Here is a 19225-nt window from a genome sequence, read left to right as displayed (position 1 = left end):
CGGTTCTAATGCCATGGACAATAACCCGGCGATAAATTAGATAGTCGCCTGTGTCAGTCGGTTTGCACGGCAAGAGAGGAAGTGTACCTCATGGTATGGCAACTGGCCTGTGTGGATGGCTTCCAGAATGTTTTGTGTGGTGACAATATCCACCGGGAGGATAACATCACAGTGACCTCCTGAGCGGGAGGTGCAAGATAGCCCAAGAGAAACATCCACACGCAGAATATAGTTTTTTACCGTGTCTCTACCTGAATAATCTTTTATCGACACCGGAGAATCCCCCCGGTGTAACCGCTCATATAGCCCCATAACGGTATGATTTGAAATGGTTTCACCGTGTCTGACATACCAGTTAACCGAGACGCCTGTTGGAACACGGGTGTCCATCGGCATACCACCCAAAAAAGCCTGTAAGGGCAGGAACCGCCCATGACTAATAACCGCCACACGTCTGGAAGGCGTGCTATTGCACCTGCGGACCAATATACGCTTTCCATTAATAGACTGGGCTAATTCCATTTTAAGTCCCTTTTTTATCAGTTAATTGTACATAAATTAATGTCTCCCTGCGGCCAATGAAAAACCGCCGGAGTTTCGAAACCTACTTTCAGTGTATTACCGTTATTTTAACGTTGGTTAAATGAATATTAAAAAAATAGCGTTTTTGCTTACTGCGCCGTTAATTCTCTATATAAAAATATTATGTACATAACGGGAGGTAATTTTAGAACAAGATAGATATGATAAAAAGTGCCATGCCAATGTCAGGATTTATGATTACCGACAATTTTGGTGTGCCATTTATCACTTTTTTAATCGCCAATAGGATGATGGATTTTTCTAAAGGGATATAGATATGAAAGCAAAAGTGACAGTGACCAAACTTGAATTACGCAACGTCAGACTAATACAATCTCCAGGACAAATAGGACACAGCTTCGAATTCGTCACAAGATTGAAAGTCGAACCGCGCACTATGGGGCTATTTTCTGGTGAAGGTATTGATTGGCCAAAGTTACAATGGTTCGAAACCATAGACTGGTATAAGTTAGATTTGGAAACAGAGACATGGATTTACGTGGGGAGTGAGCCACGCCATAAAGATTTATATGCAGCAAATCCATTGTCGCAAACTTTTATCACGTGGAGGGAAGGGTATCGTTATACATTTGCAAGAAATACCCGAGGGTTTCCAGTCACACTCATAAATGCCCCTGAAGCTGAGGTCAAACATTGGATCGCGCGTAACGGCTTTGAGTGGGAGCTGCCGATCAAGGACATACCAAGTATAAGTTTGCAGGGAGGTTCTCGTGGTGGAGCAGGAGTCAGCCTCGTTATTGGTCCCACCCGTCGCCGCGTCGTTCGTTTCAATCTAGGTTTTGCTGGAAATCCGCATCGAATTCATTGCACACAGATACTCGAAACGGTTGAGGGCCAGCCTACAATTAATGTTTTTATACCAAAAGAACTCAATAATATTGACTTGAACGATCAAGACAAACTCGTCCTATGGAGCAACTCGGTCAATTTTTAGATATATAACATGCCCCAACGGTTTGGTAAGCAGAGCACTGTGGGTGTGAGGCGGTAATATTTCATGTCATTGGTCGCCAATGGCAAATAGTCCATTAGGTTACATTAACCATTAAATATCATCGGTGAATAATATGCTATCACGTACAGAGTTAGAAAGATTAGGCCTTTTCCCAGCACAACCCAATATTTTTCCATACCAAACGCCAATACTAATAGGGCTACCACGGACATTTGATGAGATAATAGAAAATGCTATCGCAGCTGGACGCATTAGGGTTGTTGTCGGCGGTAAAATGGAGTGGGTTATGACGCCTATTGATAGGGGTAATATATCTAGAGTGGAACCGGGTAACTTACCTGATATTCTAAGAAGAAATGGTTATTGGCAACATGTCGCCAGTATTCGATGGTCACCAGACCAGAAAAATTTTATAACAATGGTAACCGATTATTTCAGCAGACAGAATCCTCAGTATATCAGTCGATATGGCATAGTTAATGCTGGTCAAATACACCTCTACGTCACAAGGTAATCAGTTTTGTGGGTTATTCCCCCTCGGCCCTCCACTAACTCCTTCCTGAAAGGGGGCCAGTGGAAGAACCCTAGAAAATACTGCTGCAGTAGTGGTAAAAAAACCACTGCTCCCTTGACTTCAAACGGTATAAATAACCAGCAATGATTACTTATTATGTGCAGTAAATCACATAACTAATCAAATAGTTGACGCCATATGCTAAAAGCCCCAACATAGCCGATAATCTTTATTTAGAAGCGCGAAAAATACTCGGTTGGCAGAGAAGGAGCCGGTTTAGTGATAACGGATGGACAGCCTGGGCATATTGATCAAATCAAGCAGACCAACGCAGGGGCCGTGTATCGGCTAATTGATCTGTTCGGCCCCATATCCCGCATTGAACTCTCTAAGCGGGCCCAGTTGGCCCCCGCCAGTATCACTAAAATTGTGCGCGAGCTGGTTGAAGCGCACCTGGTTAAAGAGACCGAATATCAAGATGTGGGTAGCCGTGGGCGGCCAGCTATTGGCTTAGTCCTGGATACCGAAGCCTGGCACTATGTCTCCGGCCGTATCAGTCGTGACTTCATCACCCTTGCACTACGTGACCTCAGTAGCAAACTGGTGGTTGAGGATCACATTCCGCTACCGGATAGCCACCCGGAACCCCTGCTAAATCGTATTCTCAACGAAGTGGACCGCTTCTTTATCCGCCATCAGGAAAAGCTGGAAAGGCTAACCGCTATCGCCATTACCATGCCGGGTATCATTGATGCACCGGCAGGTATTGTGCATAAAATGCCATTTTATGATGTTGATGAGATGCTGCTTGGCCCCGCACTGCAGCAGCGAACGGGACTGCCGGTCTATCTGCAACACGATATTTGCGCCTGGACCATGGCCGAGGCGCTGTATGGTGCCTCGCGCGGATGCCAGAATGTGATTCAGGTGGTGATTGACCATAATGTGGGGGCCGGTGTTATTACCGCGGGCAGGGTATTACATGCCGGTAGCCGCAGTGTGGTGGAGATTGGTCATACCCAGGTCGACCCCTATGGCAAGCTCTGTTATTGCGGTAATCATGGCTGCCTTGAGACAGTTGCCAGTATTGAAAATATGCTGGAAATTGCCCAGCAACGATTAAATGGCTCCATGAGTTCGTTATTACATAGCACGCCACTGAGTGTTGAATCTTTATGTGATGCCGCGTTAGCCGGTGATCAACTCGCCAAAGATATTATTTTGGGTGTCGGCCACAGCGTAGGGCGAATTGTCGCCATTATGGTCAACTTATTTAATCCGGAAAAGATCCTGGTAGGCTCGCCGCTAAATAAAGCCGCCTCTATTTTACATCCGGCCATTGCCGCTTGTATTCGCCAACAAGCACTGCCCGCATACAGCGATAATATTCTGGTTGAACCGACCGCATTCTTTAATCAGGGTACAATGCCCGGCGCGGCATTAGTAAAAGAGGCGCTCTATAACGGCTCATTATTAGTGAAACTGCTGCAAGGCTAAGCTATTAACCACTAATAATTAAGAGTTAATTATTAGTGGTTATCTCGTGTCTACTCCTCCTATTATTTGCGCTTATCCGCTAAAAAGCTCTCTCAGTTCGGTAAAACCTTGCGCTAACGCAAGCTGTCCATGGTCGGCATCGCCTAGACTTTTGTCCATATTGCCCATTTCGCTAATGTTAAGTGAAAAGAGTTAAGTCTGCGTGACCAGATTTCGGAGTATTATTATGTTAACGCGAGTATTTGTGACGGGTACCGACACCGCTGTTGGTAAAACCGTAGTGTCACGGGCCTTACTTCAGGCTTTAAGCCAAAATGGCAGAACAGCGGCGGGCTATAAACCTGTCGCGACCGAAAGCAAAGAGACCGCCAATGGATTGCGCAATCAGGATGCGCTAATTTTACAAGCATCGTCATCCATTGAGCTTAATTATCAGGAAGTTAACCCGTTCCCATTGCAAGCGGATGTTATCCACGCCTGCTCGGATACACTGATTAACTACGACGAAATGACCCAGGGGCTACAGCGCTTATCCGCCAAAGCGGATACTGTGGTGGTTGAGGGTTGTGGTGGCTGGAAAGTGATGATGAATGACCAACGTTTCTATTCTGACTGGGTAATACAAGAACAATTACCGGTTATTTTGGTCGTCGGCATTAAATTAGGCTGTATCAACCACGCCCTATTAACCGCACAAGCCATTATCAATGATGGATTACCACTATTAGGTTGGGTCGCAAATCGCATTAACCCCGGATTAGCCCACTACGCAGAAACCATCGCCATGCTACGGGAACGTTTACCGGCACCGCAGTTAGGACAATTACCCTATTTGCCACACCCGGAAGAGAAACCATTGGCGAAATATTTAGATTTATCGGTGATTAGTCAATAATATTCATATTTGCCGGTGAGGTGATCGCCACACCGGCGTTGAAACCCAAGAAGGTATTGATTCCATGAGGTAGAAAACCAGCGCATTGTGTGATCACTTATTGACCACTGAGACTGTTTTTACTAATGAGGTTTGTTACTATGAAAAAAAACGCTGTCAAACTATATAAAATAATATTGTCCACTCTCTCATTATTAATACTCTCTTCATGTACAACAAAAAATGAACCACGACTGTTAGTTTACAAGATCAATAATGAATATTTCCCTCTGGAAAAAACATGTGTTGAACAGGTATCTCTGCGTGAAGACAAATCTCTATTCTATAAAAATGATAATCTCATTATAGAACTGGATAACAAGAAAGAGTGTGTGAAGCAATTTTCAACATTCATCAATTCAAATATTGGAGAAAAAATGCAAACGCTATTTAACGGCTACCAGATATACCCGGAAACCAAAATAGTATCTGCGCTGTTTTTTGTTAATGGGCTATATTACCAGGCCGTCGCTAACCGGGCAGTGGCATTAGCCATAGCCAATGAATATGCCAATTAAGAAATTCCGCAGAGTTTATTACTTATAACAGATAAAGATAAAAGCCCACGGAATTTCACTTTACTTAGAAGTTAACCTTGATGACCTGACCGACAGTATGACTTTTAAATCTTATTCTATCTGTACCGGTGCCATTGTTATTAGAGATTTGAAACTCACCGGGGCCTTGAGTATAGACCAGCTGCATATGAGTTTCTGTCGCATATTCAATTTCCACATCAAAAGATGAGGGTGCTGCTGATTCCGTTTCAAAACTCACGGTGTAAACTGAGCTACCAGTATGGCCTCTTAAATTTACCCAAGGCCCCCAAAATAATGGGGCGGCCCAAGCTTGTACTGTATTCATATGAAACTCCTTTTAAATTATTCCCGCCATACTTGGCGGGCGTAATTAATTTTAACTTTATGATTTGAACCTTATGAATTGAAAAATAACTCTTTTATTAAATTTATGCATGATAAAATCACTACAGAACTATATCATCCTATTTAATGGGCAGAATAAAAGAGTCCGTATAGATGCACCGTTCTCGTATGGCGCAGTTAATAATTGCACATTACTCACCAGTATCGAATGTTAATTGTTGATGGTTAGCGACTACCTTATTGTTATATAAAACCGCCACCAATTACTCATGCTAAAATACCAGGCAGATGAATCAATCTGAGTTATTTTGACGCCCGTGATAGACCGATATTGGGCGTAACCAGCGCGCAATGGTTGTCGCAATCACGCAGGATAGTAGCAGGCTGGGGAGTAGGGTGTATTCGCCGGTCATTTCGCACACCATTAATGCCGCCATCATCGGGGCGTGAGTCGTCGCAGCCAGTAGGGTTGCCATCCCGGTCAGCGCCATTAACAGCGCAATGTTGTCGCCGAGAACCGGCCACCAGGCCAGCATCTGCCCACATAACATCCCCAAAGCGGCGCCCACAAACAGTGTCGGGGTAAATACGCCGCCCGGCGCGCCCGAACCACTGCTCGCGAGCACCGCCAATAACTTGCATATCAGTATTCCACCAATCAATAAAACGCCCGGCGGCGTAGTTAATAGCGACTGCACCACACTGTAGCCATTCCCCCAGACCTCGGGGAAAATTAGCGATAATAGCCCAACGATGATCCCGCCGAGTGCCAGTTGCAGCGGCGGTGGCAGGTTAAGTGAGCGGAAAGCGTGGCCACTGGCCGCCATGGCTTTGAGAAATAGCGGCCCACAGAATCCGGCAAAGAGTCCCAGTAATGCCATTAGGAGATATTGTATCGGCCAGGGTGATGGTAGGGCTTGGACTTGATAAAGGGCCTCCTGCCCGCCGTGCAATAAATTGGTGGTGAGCAAGGCACTGACCGCAGCAATGACCACTGGCCCGAGGGAAGCGAGCATTAAGGTGCCGAACAGAATTTCTGCAATAAATAGACTGCCCGCCAGGGGCGCATGATAGGCGCTCGCCATCCCGGCCGCCGCCCCACAGGCAACCCAAAGTTTCCACTCACTCGGTTTGGCATAACGCTGGGCAAAAACAGAAGCAAACAGGGCCGCCAGTAGCACCATCGCCCCTTCACGACCAATGGCACTGCCGCTGGAGACCACCAATAGTGAGGCGAGGGATTTGACCAAACTGGCGGAGACAGCTAACCGCCCATCGCCGATCTCGATGGCCTCCATATAGTCGGTCGGTGTGCTGGGCTTTTGCTGTTGATAACGTTGATAGGCCCACAGTAAAGCACCGGCGGCCAAACCGCCCAGTGCCGGGGTTAATGCCCGTCGCCAGCCAGTAATCGAAGAGGCCGCCGCCACCAGGCTGCCATCGGTTCGGGCGAAAAACAGCCACTCCAGCCCCAACATCGCCTGATGAAATAACCACACGATCAGGGCTGCCATCATGCCCAACATGATTGAGATCAGCAGTCGGCGCAGCATGGCGCGGTAGTAATAGATATGCGCTGGACGTTTCATGTAACGTCGTTGACTGACATAAAGTCACTGACTGACATAGCGAGACAAACCCCTTATTTAGCAAGCTGATAGATTGTTACTTGCCGTCAAGTGAATGACCAGTGAATCTTTATCAATATTGCCCGCTATTTCCGCCAACAGAGGATTATCGACCAAAAAGAGTTATCAACGAAAAAGAGTTAGCAACAAAAAAGGGCGCACCATAAGGCACGCCCTGACGGGAAAGGGCACGGGATTACTCGCCGTTATTGATGCGGATATAAACAATTTTCTGGCTATCATTCTCGCAATGACCAACCACTTGACCACCTGCTTGCTCGACCTGATCATTAGGGACGATATCCAGTCTAAAACCTGATTCAGGCACGCCGTTGCTAATAATTTTCTGAGCGATCTCCGCCTTGACGCTTTCGCAAGATGCCAGTGCCGCCAGAGGCGCGAGAGAGAGTAGCAGTGTGCTGATAATAATTGTTTTTTTCATCATAAAATCCTTATGTGGATGAACAGGTTGCCTTAGGTATTGATCCCTAAACTCAGCTTAAAGGATAGCCCAGATCCCGATGACCTCAAGTAAATCTGAGCCATCGCCGCTGTTTACGGATTAATCTGGCGGCCGGATAAGCGATCGAGGCAGCGCTCAGTATTCGGCTCCCAATAGGCGTTTAAATTCTCGCTGCGATTACAGCTATCTTTCGCATCTTCAGCACGATCGAATTTATCAAAATTCTTTTCTACCCGACTGTTCACTTTGTTGCGCAGACGATGGTTATCATCCCACTGCTGTTGGCTTTGGCGCGCCTGCTCCTTGGACATCGGGTCATTACTCCCGCCGACAGAGACGCAAGTGCTGCCCTGAGTGCAGTTTGCTGATTGTGCCAATGCCGTGGTTTGCCATGTCAGCGGCAAGGCCAGCAGAGCGAGTGGTAGAAAAACGCGGATCAGGCGTGGCACTCTAGCTATCTTCATCGTCTTAAGTCCTTTATCAGTCGGTGATGTTCAATCAGTATGTTATTCACTGGCACGCTATCAGCGAGTAAAAATTATATCATTGCTTGAGGTCGATAAACCAGTCAGTAGCAGCGCGCTGACGGATAGGTAAAGTAACGCAATGTGAATTGAGAATATTGTTTTAAATAACAATGACTTGTGTAGCCCATACAAATACTCGGAGCGGTTGTCCGAGTATTTATAAACGGGCATTTACAGAGACTCTGGGACAGGGCCTACAAATTAGAAGTTATATTTAACACCAATCATCGCAGCACTATCACTATAACCTTTATCCCCCACCTGGGTACCGATATTTCCCCAGATATTGAGTTGTCTGCTTATCTGACCTTCCAGGCCAACTTTCACCTCGGCTATGTTTTTTGCTCCATCCATAGCGGAAGTGACGTTATTCATGGTAGTGCCAAAATTGTTCGTATTGTGGATCCAGTTAATCTCGATATAGGGTTGGAACTCACGTTCTTTACCATCATCAATTTTATTATGCCCTTTCAGGTAGGTCCTTACTCCCAATCGAGTCATCAAGTTACCATCCCCTTCAGAAGCCACACGAGTTCCGTTGGCCTCAACGTGGTCTTTGGCTTTTACCCCCATCCAGATAGCTTGCGCTTGTGGCTGAATAAACCATTGGTTAAGGCTACCATTACTCCCAATAAATTCACCCGTCTTGAAAGTATATCCCGTCTCCAATGAAGCGGTGAAACCTTGAGACTTATAAGACTCCTCCTCAAGCTCATCACCTTTCACATTGTTATCGAACCAACCGTATTGCAACCAGGAGTCCACGTAAGCGCCGGTATTATCCGTTTCATTGGCAAGCCAAGTAGTATATATCCCCACGTTATAACCGTTGACTGAACCATTCGCAGCGTAGTTAGTCGTTGATGAACGACTATTACTCTGACTGTTACCATATCCAGCCATCACCCCCAAGTGTGTGCGATCGCTCCCAGTACTGCTCCATTGAGCAATGTCTCCCCCCAATTGCATCACGTAGCGGTTACTCTGAGTTTTCAGTTGACCACTACTATCGCGGAACCGGGTATGACCACCGAGATTGCGCAACCACATGCTGGTGACTTTCTTCTCACCACTCAGAGTATCCACATAATTGGTCTCACCTAAACGATCATATAACCGATTGATAAACATGGTGTTAGCAGCGGTAATATTCGCCGTATAAGCTCCAGCCTCTGGACGCATGATCGGCTCATTCTTCGGTGTTGGTGTCGGAGTGGATAGATGAGATTGCAAATACCAGTTTCCGTCGCTTCCCTGTCCTTTATTCAGTAAGTACTCATAAGCTCCGGCTACGGCCCGTCCTTGCAGTGTAAAGCCACCATTTGACTGTCCACCGACCTGCACCACTTCAATACCTTTCGCGGTCTGCTCGCCATAACCACCGAGATTATTTACCGCCACACGTGTTATGCCTGTGGTATCCCCAGTAACAACCAGTTTATCCGTAGCAGAATTATCAGCAGCTAACGTGGTATTAAGCCTAAGCAGGCCGTTATCCCCCCTATAATTACCGTTCACCGTCAGTACCGTTCCTGGTGTTGTGCCAGTACCCATGTTGACCGTGCCGGCGTTGTTTAAACTGGCGAGCGTCTGACCATGCCCACGCAGGTCTAGTGAGCCCGCGGCCTGTACGGTGTAATTGGAGTTAGGGCTGAACACATTCGCACCACCCGCAGCCAACGTATCGGCCTCAATCGTGGTGGCACCGCTGTAGGTGTTATCAGCGGCAAGTGTCAGTGTACCTTGGCCGGCCTTGCGCAAACCTCCCGTACCCTCGATCCGAGTACTGAGGGTGGGGTTGAAGCCATTGCTGTCGATGGTGCTGCCCCCTTGAGCCAGTTGGATCGGATTGGCAACGTCAAGACGGGTCTGCGCGCCATAACGCAAGATGCCGGCATCAAATGCAAGCATTGTCAGGTTTGAAGGCCCAGTGAGGTTCCAGACAGAACCGCTGGCCAGATTGAAAGATGAGGTACTAGACGCATCCGTCACGGCTGAACCGGTGAGAGTAGCGCCGTTTGCAGCACTGAGATTGACGGTGCTGGATAAACCGGCATTCAACAGTCGGCCATTACCGCTGATTACCTCGGAACCATTGTCGAACGACACGTTCAACGTTCCGGCGCGAGCAAAGATCGCGTCGCTGGCACTGGAGACGCTCGTGTTGCTTACCGTCAAGGTATTTACGCCGTTGTTGCTAGTGAGCCCCTGCGAATCAGTACCCGTCGCACTGACACGAGTATCGTTCAAATGGATGGTTGATCCAGACAAGAGCTCCACACCGTCTGACTGCCTGCCTGTCGTGAGGATGGATCCGCCGGTTTGCGTGATAGTGCTACCTTCCGCGAAGGCACCAGCTGCACTCACACCCGAGGTGGAGATATTGGCACTACTGATAATGGTGGCGGGATCACCACCGTTTGTAACAGCGCTAAGACCATTAGCCGCCTGACCCGAGGTGGATATAGAACCGCCGTTAAGGATCATTTCCCCCCCCAGATCCGCCGCGGCACCGGAGGCCCCGCGGCCAGTGGTGGTGACATTGGTGTTATTCAGGTTCAAGACACCGTCAACCCGACTCGATAGACCAAAAGCATTATTGCCGTGGGTCGTCACACTGCCACCGTTCATGGTGAGCCGGCTGCCTGACCCGATCGCTTCAACGCCGAAGGCCGTACCCTTGCCGTTGGTAGTGACATGGCCATTGCTGAGGGTGACGGTGCTGCCACTCTGGGCCTGGACGCCCAGGGCATCCATACCGGATGTCGCAATGTCGAAAACCGACAAAGTGATTGTGCCACTACTTCCGCTGACGACTGCGCCATTGTTACCGACGCCGGTGGTAGAAATCGTGACATTGCTGCCCGTAAGAGTTCCGTCAACATTGTTAATAGCTGGAACCATATCCGTGCTGGACATTATCATTTGACCAGAAATATTACTGACGTCACCAGAGTTGAGTCTGACGTCGGCGCTCGCCGATTGCGGTACCAGTTCCAAGGCCAGCAGCATCGCGGAGGCCAGTAAAGTCCGTTTCATCGGAACCATCATTACCGTATATTGATTATTAATTTTTTCATTCCCGAAAAAGTTTGAAGTTATATTCCCTGAAGATGACTCATAAGGGTATATGTTTTGTCGCGTTAACAAACTGAAGTTAATAGGTATTGCCCTTGCGTATCATTTGAATCCGTTCAATACCGTATTTTCCGTGCGCAATATATGCCAAAAGAACAGCTATTGATAAATCGTTTTTATCGCTTAATCTGATAGGAATATCCTATCAAAATAGATAAATCGATCGTTATTGGTGGTTTTTAAAGATAACTATAGCTCGTACATCATGTTGTCTTAAAAATGACCACCATAATAAACATGAATTTAATTTATTGTATTTTAACACTTTATTTTAGATGACCGTTCGCTAGTCAGGAGAATGCCATGTTAACTGCAGCAATACTGATACGCAGAGAGTGGGATAATTCCGAATAAACATGAATCAAATATTGAGAGATATAAAAAGTGGTTCTTCGAAAACTATATTACATTTAGTTCGAACTCACTAAATCAGTAACAAGATTGATTAAAGATAATATCCCTAGAAAATCGTCATTAAGTAATGACTCATTTTGAATTGATAAGCGGCACTGCGATTGCGTTTTGGGGGAAAAATAAATATCTAACTCAGGGGAGAAGGTCCCCCCTGATTGGGGTTGTACGCCGGAACCACGCTTGTCGGAGCAGTTCACCCATGCCCGCCTGGCGCGTATAGACACGCAATCGGGCACAATGGTTCACTGGTCATTCAACTGATGGATCCTCATCATATTCATTTCGATGATCGTCTGGTAGGAGGCAAGACCACCGCCATTCCCTGAACCGTAAGAGGCCAACACCCGATGGCTTTCGGCAGTTCGAAACGCCCGGTAGGCGCGCTCAGCGTTGTCGAATGCCTTAACGGGATGCATCGACCGGCTACCTTCGCTTACCTTCTCCAACTCGACCATGGCAGTTCGCACCTTTTTCTCGGCCGCGACAAGTTCAACTTCCGATTGTTTTGCCACTAGCGGATAGCATTCGCGCTGCTCGACAGTCGTTTGTTTGGCCTGGCACTGTTTGTAAAGCGTCTCAGCAGACTCAGTAGCAGCAGCTATCGAGGTTTGAGTACAGATAGCAGTGAACACGGCTCCTGCGACAACATAGTGGATTGCATTGGCCTTCATTTTCCCACTCCTGGTGGTTGACGAGGGGTTTCCACAGCGGAACCCTCAAAGATTTGCTCTTTATTAATAACATAATTAAACGCCCGATGAGTATCATCGGGCGTTTTAGGGGTTGATAATTAATCTATTTTACTATTTTGATAACCAGCCCGGCCAGTAAAGATCCCTGTTATTCTTTTCACCGGATACACCATTAGAGAGGTTAACGACATAGTGATTAACTTGATTAATGCCGATTGTTGACGACCAAAAATGCCCGGTACCCGAGAACTGGAGTGGCCAGCCATAAAAAGTCTCAATCTTATCAAATGGGTAACTGCTCTGTAAGTCGAGCAATTGTTCTCTGCTCGCCAGTACACCGGACTGACTCGCAGCAAACCACTCACAACATGACCAAGTTTCATTATTCACCTCTCGGCTAACAGCTGCCCATTCAGCAGCCAACGGTGGACGTTTAAACGTAACATTCCTGACGACTATCGTATCGCTCATATGTCCCCAGAAGTTAGCCTTGTTGGTGTCCGGGCTGGTCACTATGGTAAAAATCACCGACTGACTCGCTGTCGCGGATACCTCCCCGGCGTCACCAAGCAAGCTGAACGTCAGCGTGCTTTCCAGCCCTAATCCCGCCGGGTCGGTTAGCATCAGCATCACTGTACCATCCTCCCCAGTAGTACCACTGTAGGTCTTCTCACCATTTAGCAATAACGTTGCGGGGTAGCTTATTCCCTGACGATTGGTCGCCGACAACTGTGTCAGTGCCAGATTGGCTCCATTCAGCGGTTTTCCCTTCCCATCACTGGCAGTCAGCACCAATTGAATGCTCTGCTCACGTTTGGCATGTTGACGATCCAGCGTGAGTGTTAGCTCTTTACAGTCGCGAGCGGCAGCACCTCTAGCTGCAATACCTCTGAGTAACTGAGTTCACCATCAGCATGGTCTACCATATAGCTGACCTTGACTTGGTGTCCCGCACTGGCCCGCATTACCGCCGCACTTATCTCGAAACTCAGTGGGCTGTTGACCATATTTGTCGTCACCCCTTGTTCCTCCTCATATGTTCCGGCTGCGCCAAAGCCATTCCAGTAGCAGAACACACTGTCTTTTCGTGCCATGCCCGGATACGGCAGAATAGTGATCACGCACCCATTCGGGTAATCAGTGAGATTCAACTTTCCGTCCTGAGCGGCGGGGATAATCATTGGGCGCGGTAAGCGGAACTGCGCCTCCGGCAGCCGGAATACCTGACGTGGCGAGACGCGGACATTGCCATTTCTCACCACCCGGTACATCAGAATAATTGACCCCAGATTTTTATTATTGACCTCATGTTCCAGCATTGATTTATTCAGCGAGAAATTGAGCGAACTGTATGGCGGATAGCTTTCAATGTAACGCACCTCCTCCAGCAACACTGGGAACGAACCCATATTGCCAAGATCATGAGCGGCATTGATCAAACAGGTGAAGATGACCTTGTCACCATGGTTCATCATCGGATAGGGTGACAGTGTCACTTCAAGGGCCGGGGACAACACCAGATCCGGATCAAGCATATCCCCCACAGCACTTTCCACTGTTAGCGCTGGCAGACCAAGACCCACGCCGGCCCCGGTCACCGTCAGCCCTAAGCTACGGGAGTTAGGCATGGAGCCATCGGCCTTTTCGACGTTATAAGAGAGCAGCAAACTGCCAAGAGGCAGCATATGTAGCCAGCTATTGGCAATGGTAAACTGCAAGGGAAATTGGATATCTGCCGTATTAACCGTCAGGCTCTGACCCTGGCCTGGTAACCAGGTGGACTCCTCACCACAGTCGGTCGACGCGGGCACCATCCCGAAGCAGCGAAGATTAACGATATCGCCGATAGCCATATCAGGATAACTCGGCAAAAAGATGGCCACATCCTGCAACCCCAAAGTGGAGAGGTCAAGATTGGCATTTACGTCATCCCGAACCCAGGGGATCGGGAGCAGCTCTCCGGGTGACAGAGTGCGCACGTCTACCCGCACCGCCTGCGACCAGCGGGACCAGTTATTGACCTGGTCACAGATCTCATAGCGCACCACCAGTCCGATACAGTCTCCCTGACCAAACAAGGTGGCGGCCGGGATCACCACTTTTAGCGGGAGGCCCACGTCCTCTCCGGCAATATGACGTACCACACGGGTATTGCCATAGGTGAGATACACAGTGTCGCCATCATGCATATTGGGGTAGCTGGCGATAGTGACCGCTAGCCCGCTCCCCGGCACATCGCTGGCCTTGATGATAGCCGGTAGCCCGGCGACGGGTGGCAAGGCTTCATTCACATAGGGATTCTCGTTCAAAACTGGCGGGCCGCCGGGCACACTGGTTTTGACTCTCACGGTGAGCGGGAAAGAGCTGGCCGCCCCCAATGTATAGTAAAAATTGGCCGCCCCCGAGAGCAGACCGTCTGCCGAGACCGGCAGCAGCAAACTGCCGATCTCCAAATCAATCGCGGATAGTACCCGGCGACTGACTTCGCGATAACCAATATCACCCGCCCCCTGCAGGAACAAAATAAGCACATCATTGATATGCATATCGGCGTGGCCGGGGGTGAGTAGCACCGGAATTTGCCCGCCAGCAGGATAGAATCCCAAACCGCCGCTGCGGGTGGCATCAGGAATTTGGGGCGCCGTTAAGGTAGGGTCTGAAGCAAATTGAACGAATGACATTGCAGTGTACTCCTATGATGGGGTTGTGGATCAGACAACCAGGTACTGTCGGTCACGGGGAACGACAGCCATTCTCCAGACAGAGCATAGGAAACGGCATCAGGGCTGCATAATGATATAAAGTATTCAATCGATAACCCTAAGCATCAACTCAGTGCCATATGTAGACAATTGGCCTGTCCTGATAACTTAGACGGCCACCTAAAGGTGTGACCTATACCAATAGCCTTATATTCTTCGTTAAGAAAAATTCAGCTAATATATTTAGGCAGATAATTAATCGGTTAAATCATTAAGTCAGTATCACCCTTAATAATCAACAATAAAGATAACCTGAGGGATATATATAAAGATTTATAGATGAATTATTAATAGTGACTTTCACTGGAAGCCAAAATATCGACTAAGCTATGACTTGGTTCAGCTAACTAATTGAATAGTTAGCATAGTATTAAAAGATAGTATTAAGAGATAGCATTAAAAATAACCGTGACGCATTATCTGGGACAGGCCCATAAACGGTGCCCAACATCGTATTTTCTCTATTTGTAGCTTTGAGATTTTATTTTCTAATTTGTGATACTACTTAGCATAGGCTCTACCACTGAGCTATGGAGGTTTTATGAAAAAAGTTATTCTGGTTCTCGCGTTAATGATCGCTTCATTTTCTGTTATTGGTCAAGATAAGGTGCTAACAGGTGCGGGTGATATATCATCAACACCAATGGTAGTTGAGTTAAAAAACAGAGTTTGCGATATTAATTACCCGCCACTTTTGGAAACCGATTATGACTGGTGCTGTGAGCTATGTTGCAATCCGGCGTGTGCGGGGTGTTGATAAACATCATCATTAATCGGTTATGCGTATTGAGAAAATAGCGGACATTAGGGGCCTGTCCCAGATTCTGTGGTTTGACATGAAATATTAAGGGCGGGGCGCTGAGCACCCCAACCTAAATAGCAGCTAGCTTTAACCTTCGCGGTGAACACTCAGCCCGGCAAAAGATTGGCTGACCGGCATCATCTCCAGTGAGTTAATATTGACCCGCGCGGGCAGGGTCGCCACCCAATATACCGCCTCAGCAATATCTTCTGGTATTAATGGATTAGCGCCATCGTAGGTTTTATTCACCTTGTCACCATCGCCTTTAAAGCGCACCGCTGAAAACTCAGTACCGCCAACCATACCCGGCTCAATATCTGTCACCCGGATCCGGGTGCCATGCAGATCGGCGCGCAGTCCCAGACTGAACTGCTTAACAAATGCTTTGGTCGCGCCGTAAACATTACCACCGGCATAGGGCCAGTTAGCGGCGGTAGAGCCGATGTTAATCACGTGCCCCACATTGCGCTCGACCATGGCAGGTAACAATGCGCGCGTCATATTCACCAGGCCTTTGGTATTGGTGTCAATCATGGTATCCCAGTCTGCAACATTGGCTTTGTGAGCAGGCTCCAGCCCTAATGCCAGTCCGGCATTGTTAACCAGCAGATCGATATTTTTCAGCTCAGCCGGCAAGTCATCAATAACCTGTTGAATAGCCGCACGATTTCGCACATCTAACCGCACAATATGCAACTTAGCGCCCAGCTCATCCTTTAACGCTTCCAGCCGCTCCTGACGACGACCACTGGCGATAACCTGATGACCGTGGCTAATAAATTTGCGTGCAATAGCCTCACCAAATCCGGAGGTCGCACCGGTAACAAAAACGATCATATGCATTCCTTATTTTTCAGTACCAATCCGGGAATTTTTATCACATATTTTGAGCATACCGGATCCGGCGGGGATTAAGAAGGGGGGTTTTATGCGATGGCATTACGGGCTAAAGGGGGAGGATAAAAATCGAGCCGTGACGATAACAGCCCGATTTAGCTTGAGTAATAGAGTCATCGCGCTATTTTTTCTTATACACATCAGCACTAGCGTGAATTTTCGTATTGGTGTTGGTTGAGGTAATTACATAATAATCCCCACCCAGTTCATCTGCCTTTTTTGATAACTCAGCCTTGGCATCAATGGGGGCTAATTCACCAGACGTCACGATGGTCCCAATTTTTTCATACTGATCAGGGCTTTTATTTAGATCTTCTTTAGTTAACAACTCAGCGGCGATAGCCGCGGAAGAGAATGCGCCTAACAGCACTAAGGTCGTTATTGCTTTAAATAATTTCATAGTGTTCCTCTCATTAACGATCTTGACCAAAAGATATTTACCTGCATAGCGGTATTAGTATTGTTCTCATCACTGGGTTTAGCCAGTGATGCGCAGATCTTTCGGATTTTAGGCTAAAAAAGTCATTGCTGTAGTCGAGACGTGCTGTGCTTTTGTAACCTATCCATTAGGAAATGGATAGTATCTGGCTGGCGTGAATTAGCTGAAGAAGAGGGCGTTCCTGAAGCATTGCGAGATAGCGTGTGGCAGACCCTGCGATTAAGATGGTAATGTAAAGGTTACAAAACTCACTTATAACGCCACTTTTGCAACGTAAACAATACTAAAATGGATATGTTCAAGTTAAAACCTTGGTTAAATCGCTGGAATCTCACTCCTGATGGCGCCCCATTTATAACCCATACGTCACAGTTACTCCCGGTTAAAACAGCAACACAGGGTATTAAAGCCATGCTAAAAGTCACGGATGATGCGGATGAACAAGCCGGTAATGCACTAATGGCATGGTGGGAAGGGAATGGCGCCGCACAGGTTATTGCCCATGAAAATGAAGCAATTCTTCTCTCAAGAGCCACTGGTTCCGCGTCACTGTCAGCTATGTCACGAGAAGATCAGGATGATGTAGCTTGTCGTATTTTGTGTATTACTGCGAACCGACTTCATACATCCCCAAAAAAAACATTACCCCAGCTTACACCTCTACATGAGTGGTTTTATCCTCTAAACTGCTTTTTGAGCTTCCGGAAGTATGTCCAAAAGTTGAATCCCGGAAACTGCTGATTCCGGGGTTATAAAAATTAGTGTGATACAGTCAACCGCAGCGCCAGTGCTGCCAGCGTGACAAACAGCACGGGGAGTGTCATAACAATGCCCACCCGGAAGTAATATCCCCAGGTGATTTTGATGTTTTTCTGCGAAAGAACATGCAGCCAAAGCAAGGTTGCCAGGCTGCCGATAGGGGTAATTTTAGGCCCCAGATCGCTACCGATGACGTTGGCGTAAATCATCGCTTCTTTGATAACACCAGTCGCTGTGCTGCCCTCAATCGACAGCGCCCCAACCAGCACGGTCGGCATATTGTTCATCACCGATGACAGGAAGGCTGTCAGGAAGCCAGTACCCAGCGTTGCCGCCCATAATCCTTGCTCTGCCAGCTGATTCAGCACGGATGAAAGATAATGGGTCAGACCGGCATTTCGTAAGCCGTAGACCACCAGATACATCCCCAACGAGAAGATAACGATTTGCCATGGCGCACCTCGCAACACCTTGCCGGTATTAATGGCATGACCTTTTTTCGCAACCACAAACAGGAGCAGGGCACCAACAGCAGCGACCAGACTGACAGGAACGCCCAGCGGCTCCAGTCCGAAGAACCCCACCAGAAGTAAAATCAGAACCAGCCAGCCGGTTTTAAAGGTATTCACATCTCGTATAGCGTCTTTCGGTTCTTTCAACAGAGCAACGTCGTAAACGGCAGGAATGTCCTTGCGGAAAAACAGATGCAACATCACAAGCGTCGTCGCAATGGCCGCCAGGTTTACCGGCACCATCACGGCTGCATATTCGGAGAAACCAAGCTTAAAGAAATCCGCCGAGACAATGTTTACCAGGTTTGAGACAATCAGCGGCAGGCTTGCCGTGTCAGCGATAAACCCAGCGGCCATGACAAACGCTAAGGTTGACCCCTTGCTGAATCCCAGCGCCAGCAGCATCGCGATAACGATAGGCGTCAGGATCAGTGCGGCACCGTCGTTGGCGAACAGTGCGGCGACCATCGCGCCAAGCAGCACGATCCAGGTGAAGAGCAGTCGCCCCCGGCCATTCCCCCAACGGGCAACGTGCAGCGCGGCCCATTCAAAGAAGCCGGATTCATCGAGCAGAAGACTGATGATAATCACAGCAATAAAGGTGGCGGTCGCATTCCACACTATCTGCCAGACCACCGGAATATCCCCCAGATGAACGACGCCAGTCAGCAATGCCAGACCTGCGCCCAGTGAGGCACTCCAGCCAATCCCCAGCCCTCTGGGTTGCCAGATAACCAGGACGAGCGTGAATAAAAAGATAGCACCAGCCAGTAACATCAGAAACTCCATTCACATTTGTTTATTC

Annotated in this window: 20 protein-coding genes; 8 read left to right on the top strand and 12 right to left on the bottom strand. The window is 48.0% G+C overall.

Features of this window, described 5'->3' with window-relative positions:
- Positions 1–36: 36 nt before the first annotated feature.
- Positions 37–390: a putative adhesin gene (locus FFE93_RS10330; RefSeq protein WP_138775100.1), complete on the bottom strand. Its 354-nt coding sequence runs from the start codon at positions 388–390 to the stop codon at positions 37–39.
- A 469-nt stretch (positions 391–859) separates the two neighbouring features.
- Between FFE93_RS10330 and FFE93_RS10325 the strand changes: the two genes are divergently transcribed.
- The 5 genes from FFE93_RS10325 to FFE93_RS10305 all read left to right on the top strand — a co-directional run bounded on the left by FFE93_RS10325 (position 860) and on the right by FFE93_RS10305 (position 5021).
- Positions 860–1537 carry a hypothetical protein gene (locus tag FFE93_RS10325; protein WP_032898911.1) on the top strand — a complete coding sequence of 226 codons (678 nt, stop codon included), beginning with the start codon at positions 860–862 and terminating at the stop codon, positions 1535–1537.
- Between the two features lie 133 nt (positions 1538–1670).
- Positions 1671–2072 (top strand): hypothetical protein, encoded by a 402-nt coding sequence (locus FFE93_RS10320; RefSeq protein ID WP_054872050.1) that lies wholly within the window; start codon positions 1671–1673, stop codon positions 2070–2072.
- 279 nt (positions 2073–2351) lie between these two features.
- Positions 2352–3569: an ROK family transcriptional regulator Mlc gene (gene mlc / locus FFE93_RS10315; protein ID WP_005279031.1), complete on the top strand. Its 1218-nt coding sequence runs from the start codon at positions 2352–2354 to the stop codon at positions 3567–3569.
- A 226-nt stretch (positions 3570–3795) separates the two neighbouring features.
- Positions 3796–4464: a dethiobiotin synthase gene (gene bioD / locus FFE93_RS10310; RefSeq protein ID WP_005279033.1), complete on the top strand. Its 669-nt coding sequence runs from the start codon at positions 3796–3798 to the stop codon at positions 4462–4464.
- A 140-nt stretch (positions 4465–4604) separates the two neighbouring features.
- A complete protein-coding gene (locus tag FFE93_RS10305; RefSeq protein ID WP_138775099.1) occupies positions 4605–5021 on the top strand; it encodes a hypothetical protein in 417 nt (138 codons plus the stop codon).
- Between the two features lie 64 nt (positions 5022–5085).
- Here FFE93_RS10305 and FFE93_RS10300 read toward each other — a convergent pair whose 3' ends face one another.
- The 5 genes from FFE93_RS10300 to FFE93_RS10280 all read right to left on the bottom strand — a co-directional run bounded on the left by FFE93_RS10300 (position 5086) and on the right by FFE93_RS10280 (position 10636).
- Positions 5086–5367: a colicin Z C-terminal domain-related protein gene (locus tag FFE93_RS10300; protein ID WP_049600362.1), complete on the bottom strand. Its 282-nt coding sequence runs from the start codon at positions 5365–5367 to the stop codon at positions 5086–5088.
- A 313-nt stretch (positions 5368–5680) separates the two neighbouring features.
- Positions 5681–6976, bottom strand: a complete 1296-nt coding sequence (gene clcB, locus FFE93_RS10295; RefSeq protein ID WP_138775098.1) for a voltage-gated ClC-type chloride channel ClcB — start codon at positions 6974–6976, stop codon at positions 5681–5683.
- 235 nt (positions 6977–7211) lie between these two features.
- Positions 7212–7457, bottom strand: a complete 246-nt coding sequence (locus FFE93_RS10290) for a DUF1161 domain-containing protein (protein WP_138775224.1) — start codon at positions 7455–7457, stop codon at positions 7212–7214.
- Between the two features lie 113 nt (positions 7458–7570).
- On the bottom strand, positions 7571–7942 hold the full coding sequence (locus FFE93_RS10285; RefSeq protein WP_054872047.1) for a DUF1283 family protein: 372 nt from the start codon (positions 7940–7942) through the stop codon (positions 7571–7573).
- Between the two features lie 264 nt (positions 7943–8206).
- A complete protein-coding gene (locus FFE93_RS10280; protein WP_186367706.1) occupies positions 8207–10636 on the bottom strand; it encodes an autotransporter outer membrane beta-barrel domain-containing protein in 2430 nt (809 codons plus the stop codon).
- Positions 10637–10702: 66 nt separating this feature from the next.
- On the opposite strand from FFE93_RS10280, the gene FFE93_RS21510 reads away from it, so the two are divergent.
- Complete coding sequence (locus FFE93_RS21510; RefSeq protein WP_186367705.1) at positions 10703–11032, top strand: hypothetical protein; 330 nt, start codon at positions 10703–10705, stop codon at positions 11030–11032.
- A 767-nt stretch (positions 11033–11799) separates the two neighbouring features.
- Here FFE93_RS21510 and FFE93_RS10275 read toward each other — a convergent pair.
- The 3 genes from FFE93_RS10275 to FFE93_RS10265 form a co-directional block, all read right to left on the bottom strand.
- Positions 11800–12228, bottom strand: a complete 429-nt coding sequence (locus tag FFE93_RS10275) for a lysozyme inhibitor LprI family protein (RefSeq protein ID WP_005279625.1) — start codon at positions 12226–12228, stop codon at positions 11800–11802.
- A gap of 132 nt (positions 12229–12360) precedes the next feature.
- Positions 12361–13041, bottom strand: a complete 681-nt coding sequence (locus FFE93_RS10270; protein WP_005279627.1) for an adhesion domain-containing protein — start codon at positions 13039–13041, stop codon at positions 12361–12363.
- 50 nt (positions 13042–13091) lie between these two features.
- A complete protein-coding gene (locus tag FFE93_RS10265; RefSeq protein WP_005279630.1) occupies positions 13092–14930 on the bottom strand; it encodes a hypothetical protein in 1839 nt (612 codons plus the stop codon).
- Positions 14931–15552: 622 nt separating this feature from the next.
- On the opposite strand from FFE93_RS10265, the gene FFE93_RS10260 reads away from it, so the two are divergent.
- Positions 15553–15768 carry an ST-I family heat-stable enterotoxin gene (locus tag FFE93_RS10260; protein ID WP_032899105.1) on the top strand — a complete coding sequence of 72 codons (216 nt, stop codon included), beginning with the start codon at positions 15553–15555 and terminating at the stop codon, positions 15766–15768.
- 132 nt (positions 15769–15900) lie between these two features.
- Here FFE93_RS10260 and ydfG read toward each other — a convergent pair whose 3' ends face one another.
- A complete protein-coding gene (ydfG, locus tag FFE93_RS10255) occupies positions 15901–16650 on the bottom strand; it encodes a bifunctional NADP-dependent 3-hydroxy acid dehydrogenase/3-hydroxypropionate dehydrogenase YdfG (RefSeq protein ID WP_049600348.1) in 750 nt (249 codons plus the stop codon).
- 181 nt (positions 16651–16831) lie between these two features.
- A complete protein-coding gene (gene yahO / locus FFE93_RS10250; RefSeq protein WP_005279636.1) occupies positions 16832–17110 on the bottom strand; it encodes a DUF1471 family periplasmic protein YahO in 279 nt (92 codons plus the stop codon).
- Between the two features lie 327 nt (positions 17111–17437).
- On the opposite strand from yahO, the gene FFE93_RS10245 reads away from it, so the two are divergent.
- Positions 17438–17890 carry an aminoglycoside phosphotransferase family protein gene (locus FFE93_RS10245; protein WP_138775096.1) on the top strand — a complete coding sequence of 151 codons (453 nt, stop codon included), beginning with the start codon at positions 17438–17440 and terminating at the stop codon, positions 17888–17890.
- Positions 17891–17907: 17 nt separating this feature from the next.
- Here FFE93_RS10245 and FFE93_RS10240 read toward each other — a convergent pair whose 3' ends face one another.
- The gene (locus tag FFE93_RS10240) at positions 17908–19197 is read right to left on the bottom strand and encodes an arsenic transporter (RefSeq protein WP_057646669.1); all 1290 of its coding nucleotides are present in this window, start codon (positions 19195–19197) and stop codon (positions 17908–17910) included.
- Positions 19198–19225 lie beyond the last annotated feature (28 nt).

The sequence above is a fragment of the Yersinia sp. KBS0713 genome, assembly GCF_005937895.2.
GTDB lineage: Bacteria > Pseudomonadota > Gammaproteobacteria > Enterobacterales > Enterobacteriaceae > Yersinia > Yersinia bercovieri.
The sequence above is the reverse complement of the archived record's forward strand: the minus strand, read 5'-3'. Positions and strand labels throughout refer to the sequence as shown.

Bases quoted from the DNA above. Each gene is read 5' to 3' on its own strand.
- FFE93_RS10265 (WP_005279630.1), bottom strand. From the start codon at position 14,930: ATGTCATTCGTTCAATTTGCTTCAGACCCTACCTTAACGGCGCCCCAA.
- FFE93_RS10325 (WP_032898911.1), top strand. From the start codon at position 860: ATGAAAGCAAAAGTGACAGTGACCAAACTTGAATTACGCAACGTCAGA.
- clcB (WP_138775098.1), bottom strand. From the start codon at position 6,976: ATGAAACGTCCAGCGCATATCTATTACTACCGCGCCATGCTGCGCCGA.
- FFE93_RS10260 (WP_032899105.1), top strand. From the start codon at position 15,553: ATGAAAAAAGTTATTCTGGTTCTCGCGTTAATGATCGCTTCATTTTCT.
- FFE93_RS10305 (WP_138775099.1), top strand. From the start codon at position 4,605: ATGAAAAAAAACGCTGTCAAACTATATAAAATAATATTGTCCACTCTC.
- FFE93_RS10280 (WP_186367706.1), bottom strand. From the start codon at position 10,636: ATGAACGGTGGCAGTGTGACGACCCACGGCAATAATGCTTTTGGTCTA.
- FFE93_RS10245 (WP_138775096.1), top strand. From the start codon at position 17,438: ATGGATATGTTCAAGTTAAAACCTTGGTTAAATCGCTGGAATCTCACT.
- yahO (WP_005279636.1), bottom strand. From the start codon at position 17,110: ATGAAATTATTTAAAGCAATAACGACCTTAGTGCTGTTAGGCGCATTC.
- FFE93_RS10300 (WP_049600362.1), bottom strand. From the start codon at position 5,367: ATGAATACAGTACAAGCTTGGGCCGCCCCATTATTTTGGGGGCCTTGG.
- ydfG (WP_049600348.1), bottom strand. From the start codon at position 16,650: ATGATCGTTTTTGTTACCGGTGCGACCTCCGGATTTGGTGAGGCTATT.
- bioD (WP_005279033.1), top strand. From the start codon at position 3,796: ATGTTAACGCGAGTATTTGTGACGGGTACCGACACCGCTGTTGGTAAA.
- FFE93_RS10290 (WP_138775224.1), bottom strand. From the start codon at position 7,457: ATGAAAAAAACAATTATTATCAGCACACTGCTACTCTCTCTCGCGCCT.
- FFE93_RS10240 (WP_057646669.1), bottom strand. From the start codon at position 19,197: ATGTTACTGGCTGGTGCTATCTTTTTATTCACGCTCGTCCTGGTTATC.
- FFE93_RS10330 (WP_138775100.1), bottom strand. From the start codon at position 390: ATGGACACCCGTGTTCCAACAGGCGTCTCGGTTAACTGGTATGTCAGA.
- FFE93_RS10285 (WP_054872047.1), bottom strand. From the start codon at position 7,942: ATGAAGATAGCTAGAGTGCCACGCCTGATCCGCGTTTTTCTACCACTC.
- FFE93_RS10275 (WP_005279625.1), bottom strand. From the start codon at position 12,228: ATGAAGGCCAATGCAATCCACTATGTTGTCGCAGGAGCCGTGTTCACT.
- FFE93_RS10320 (WP_054872050.1), top strand. From the start codon at position 1,671: ATGCTATCACGTACAGAGTTAGAAAGATTAGGCCTTTTCCCAGCACAA.
- FFE93_RS21510 (WP_186367705.1), top strand. From the start codon at position 10,703: ATGGCCATTGCTGAGGGTGACGGTGCTGCCACTCTGGGCCTGGACGCC.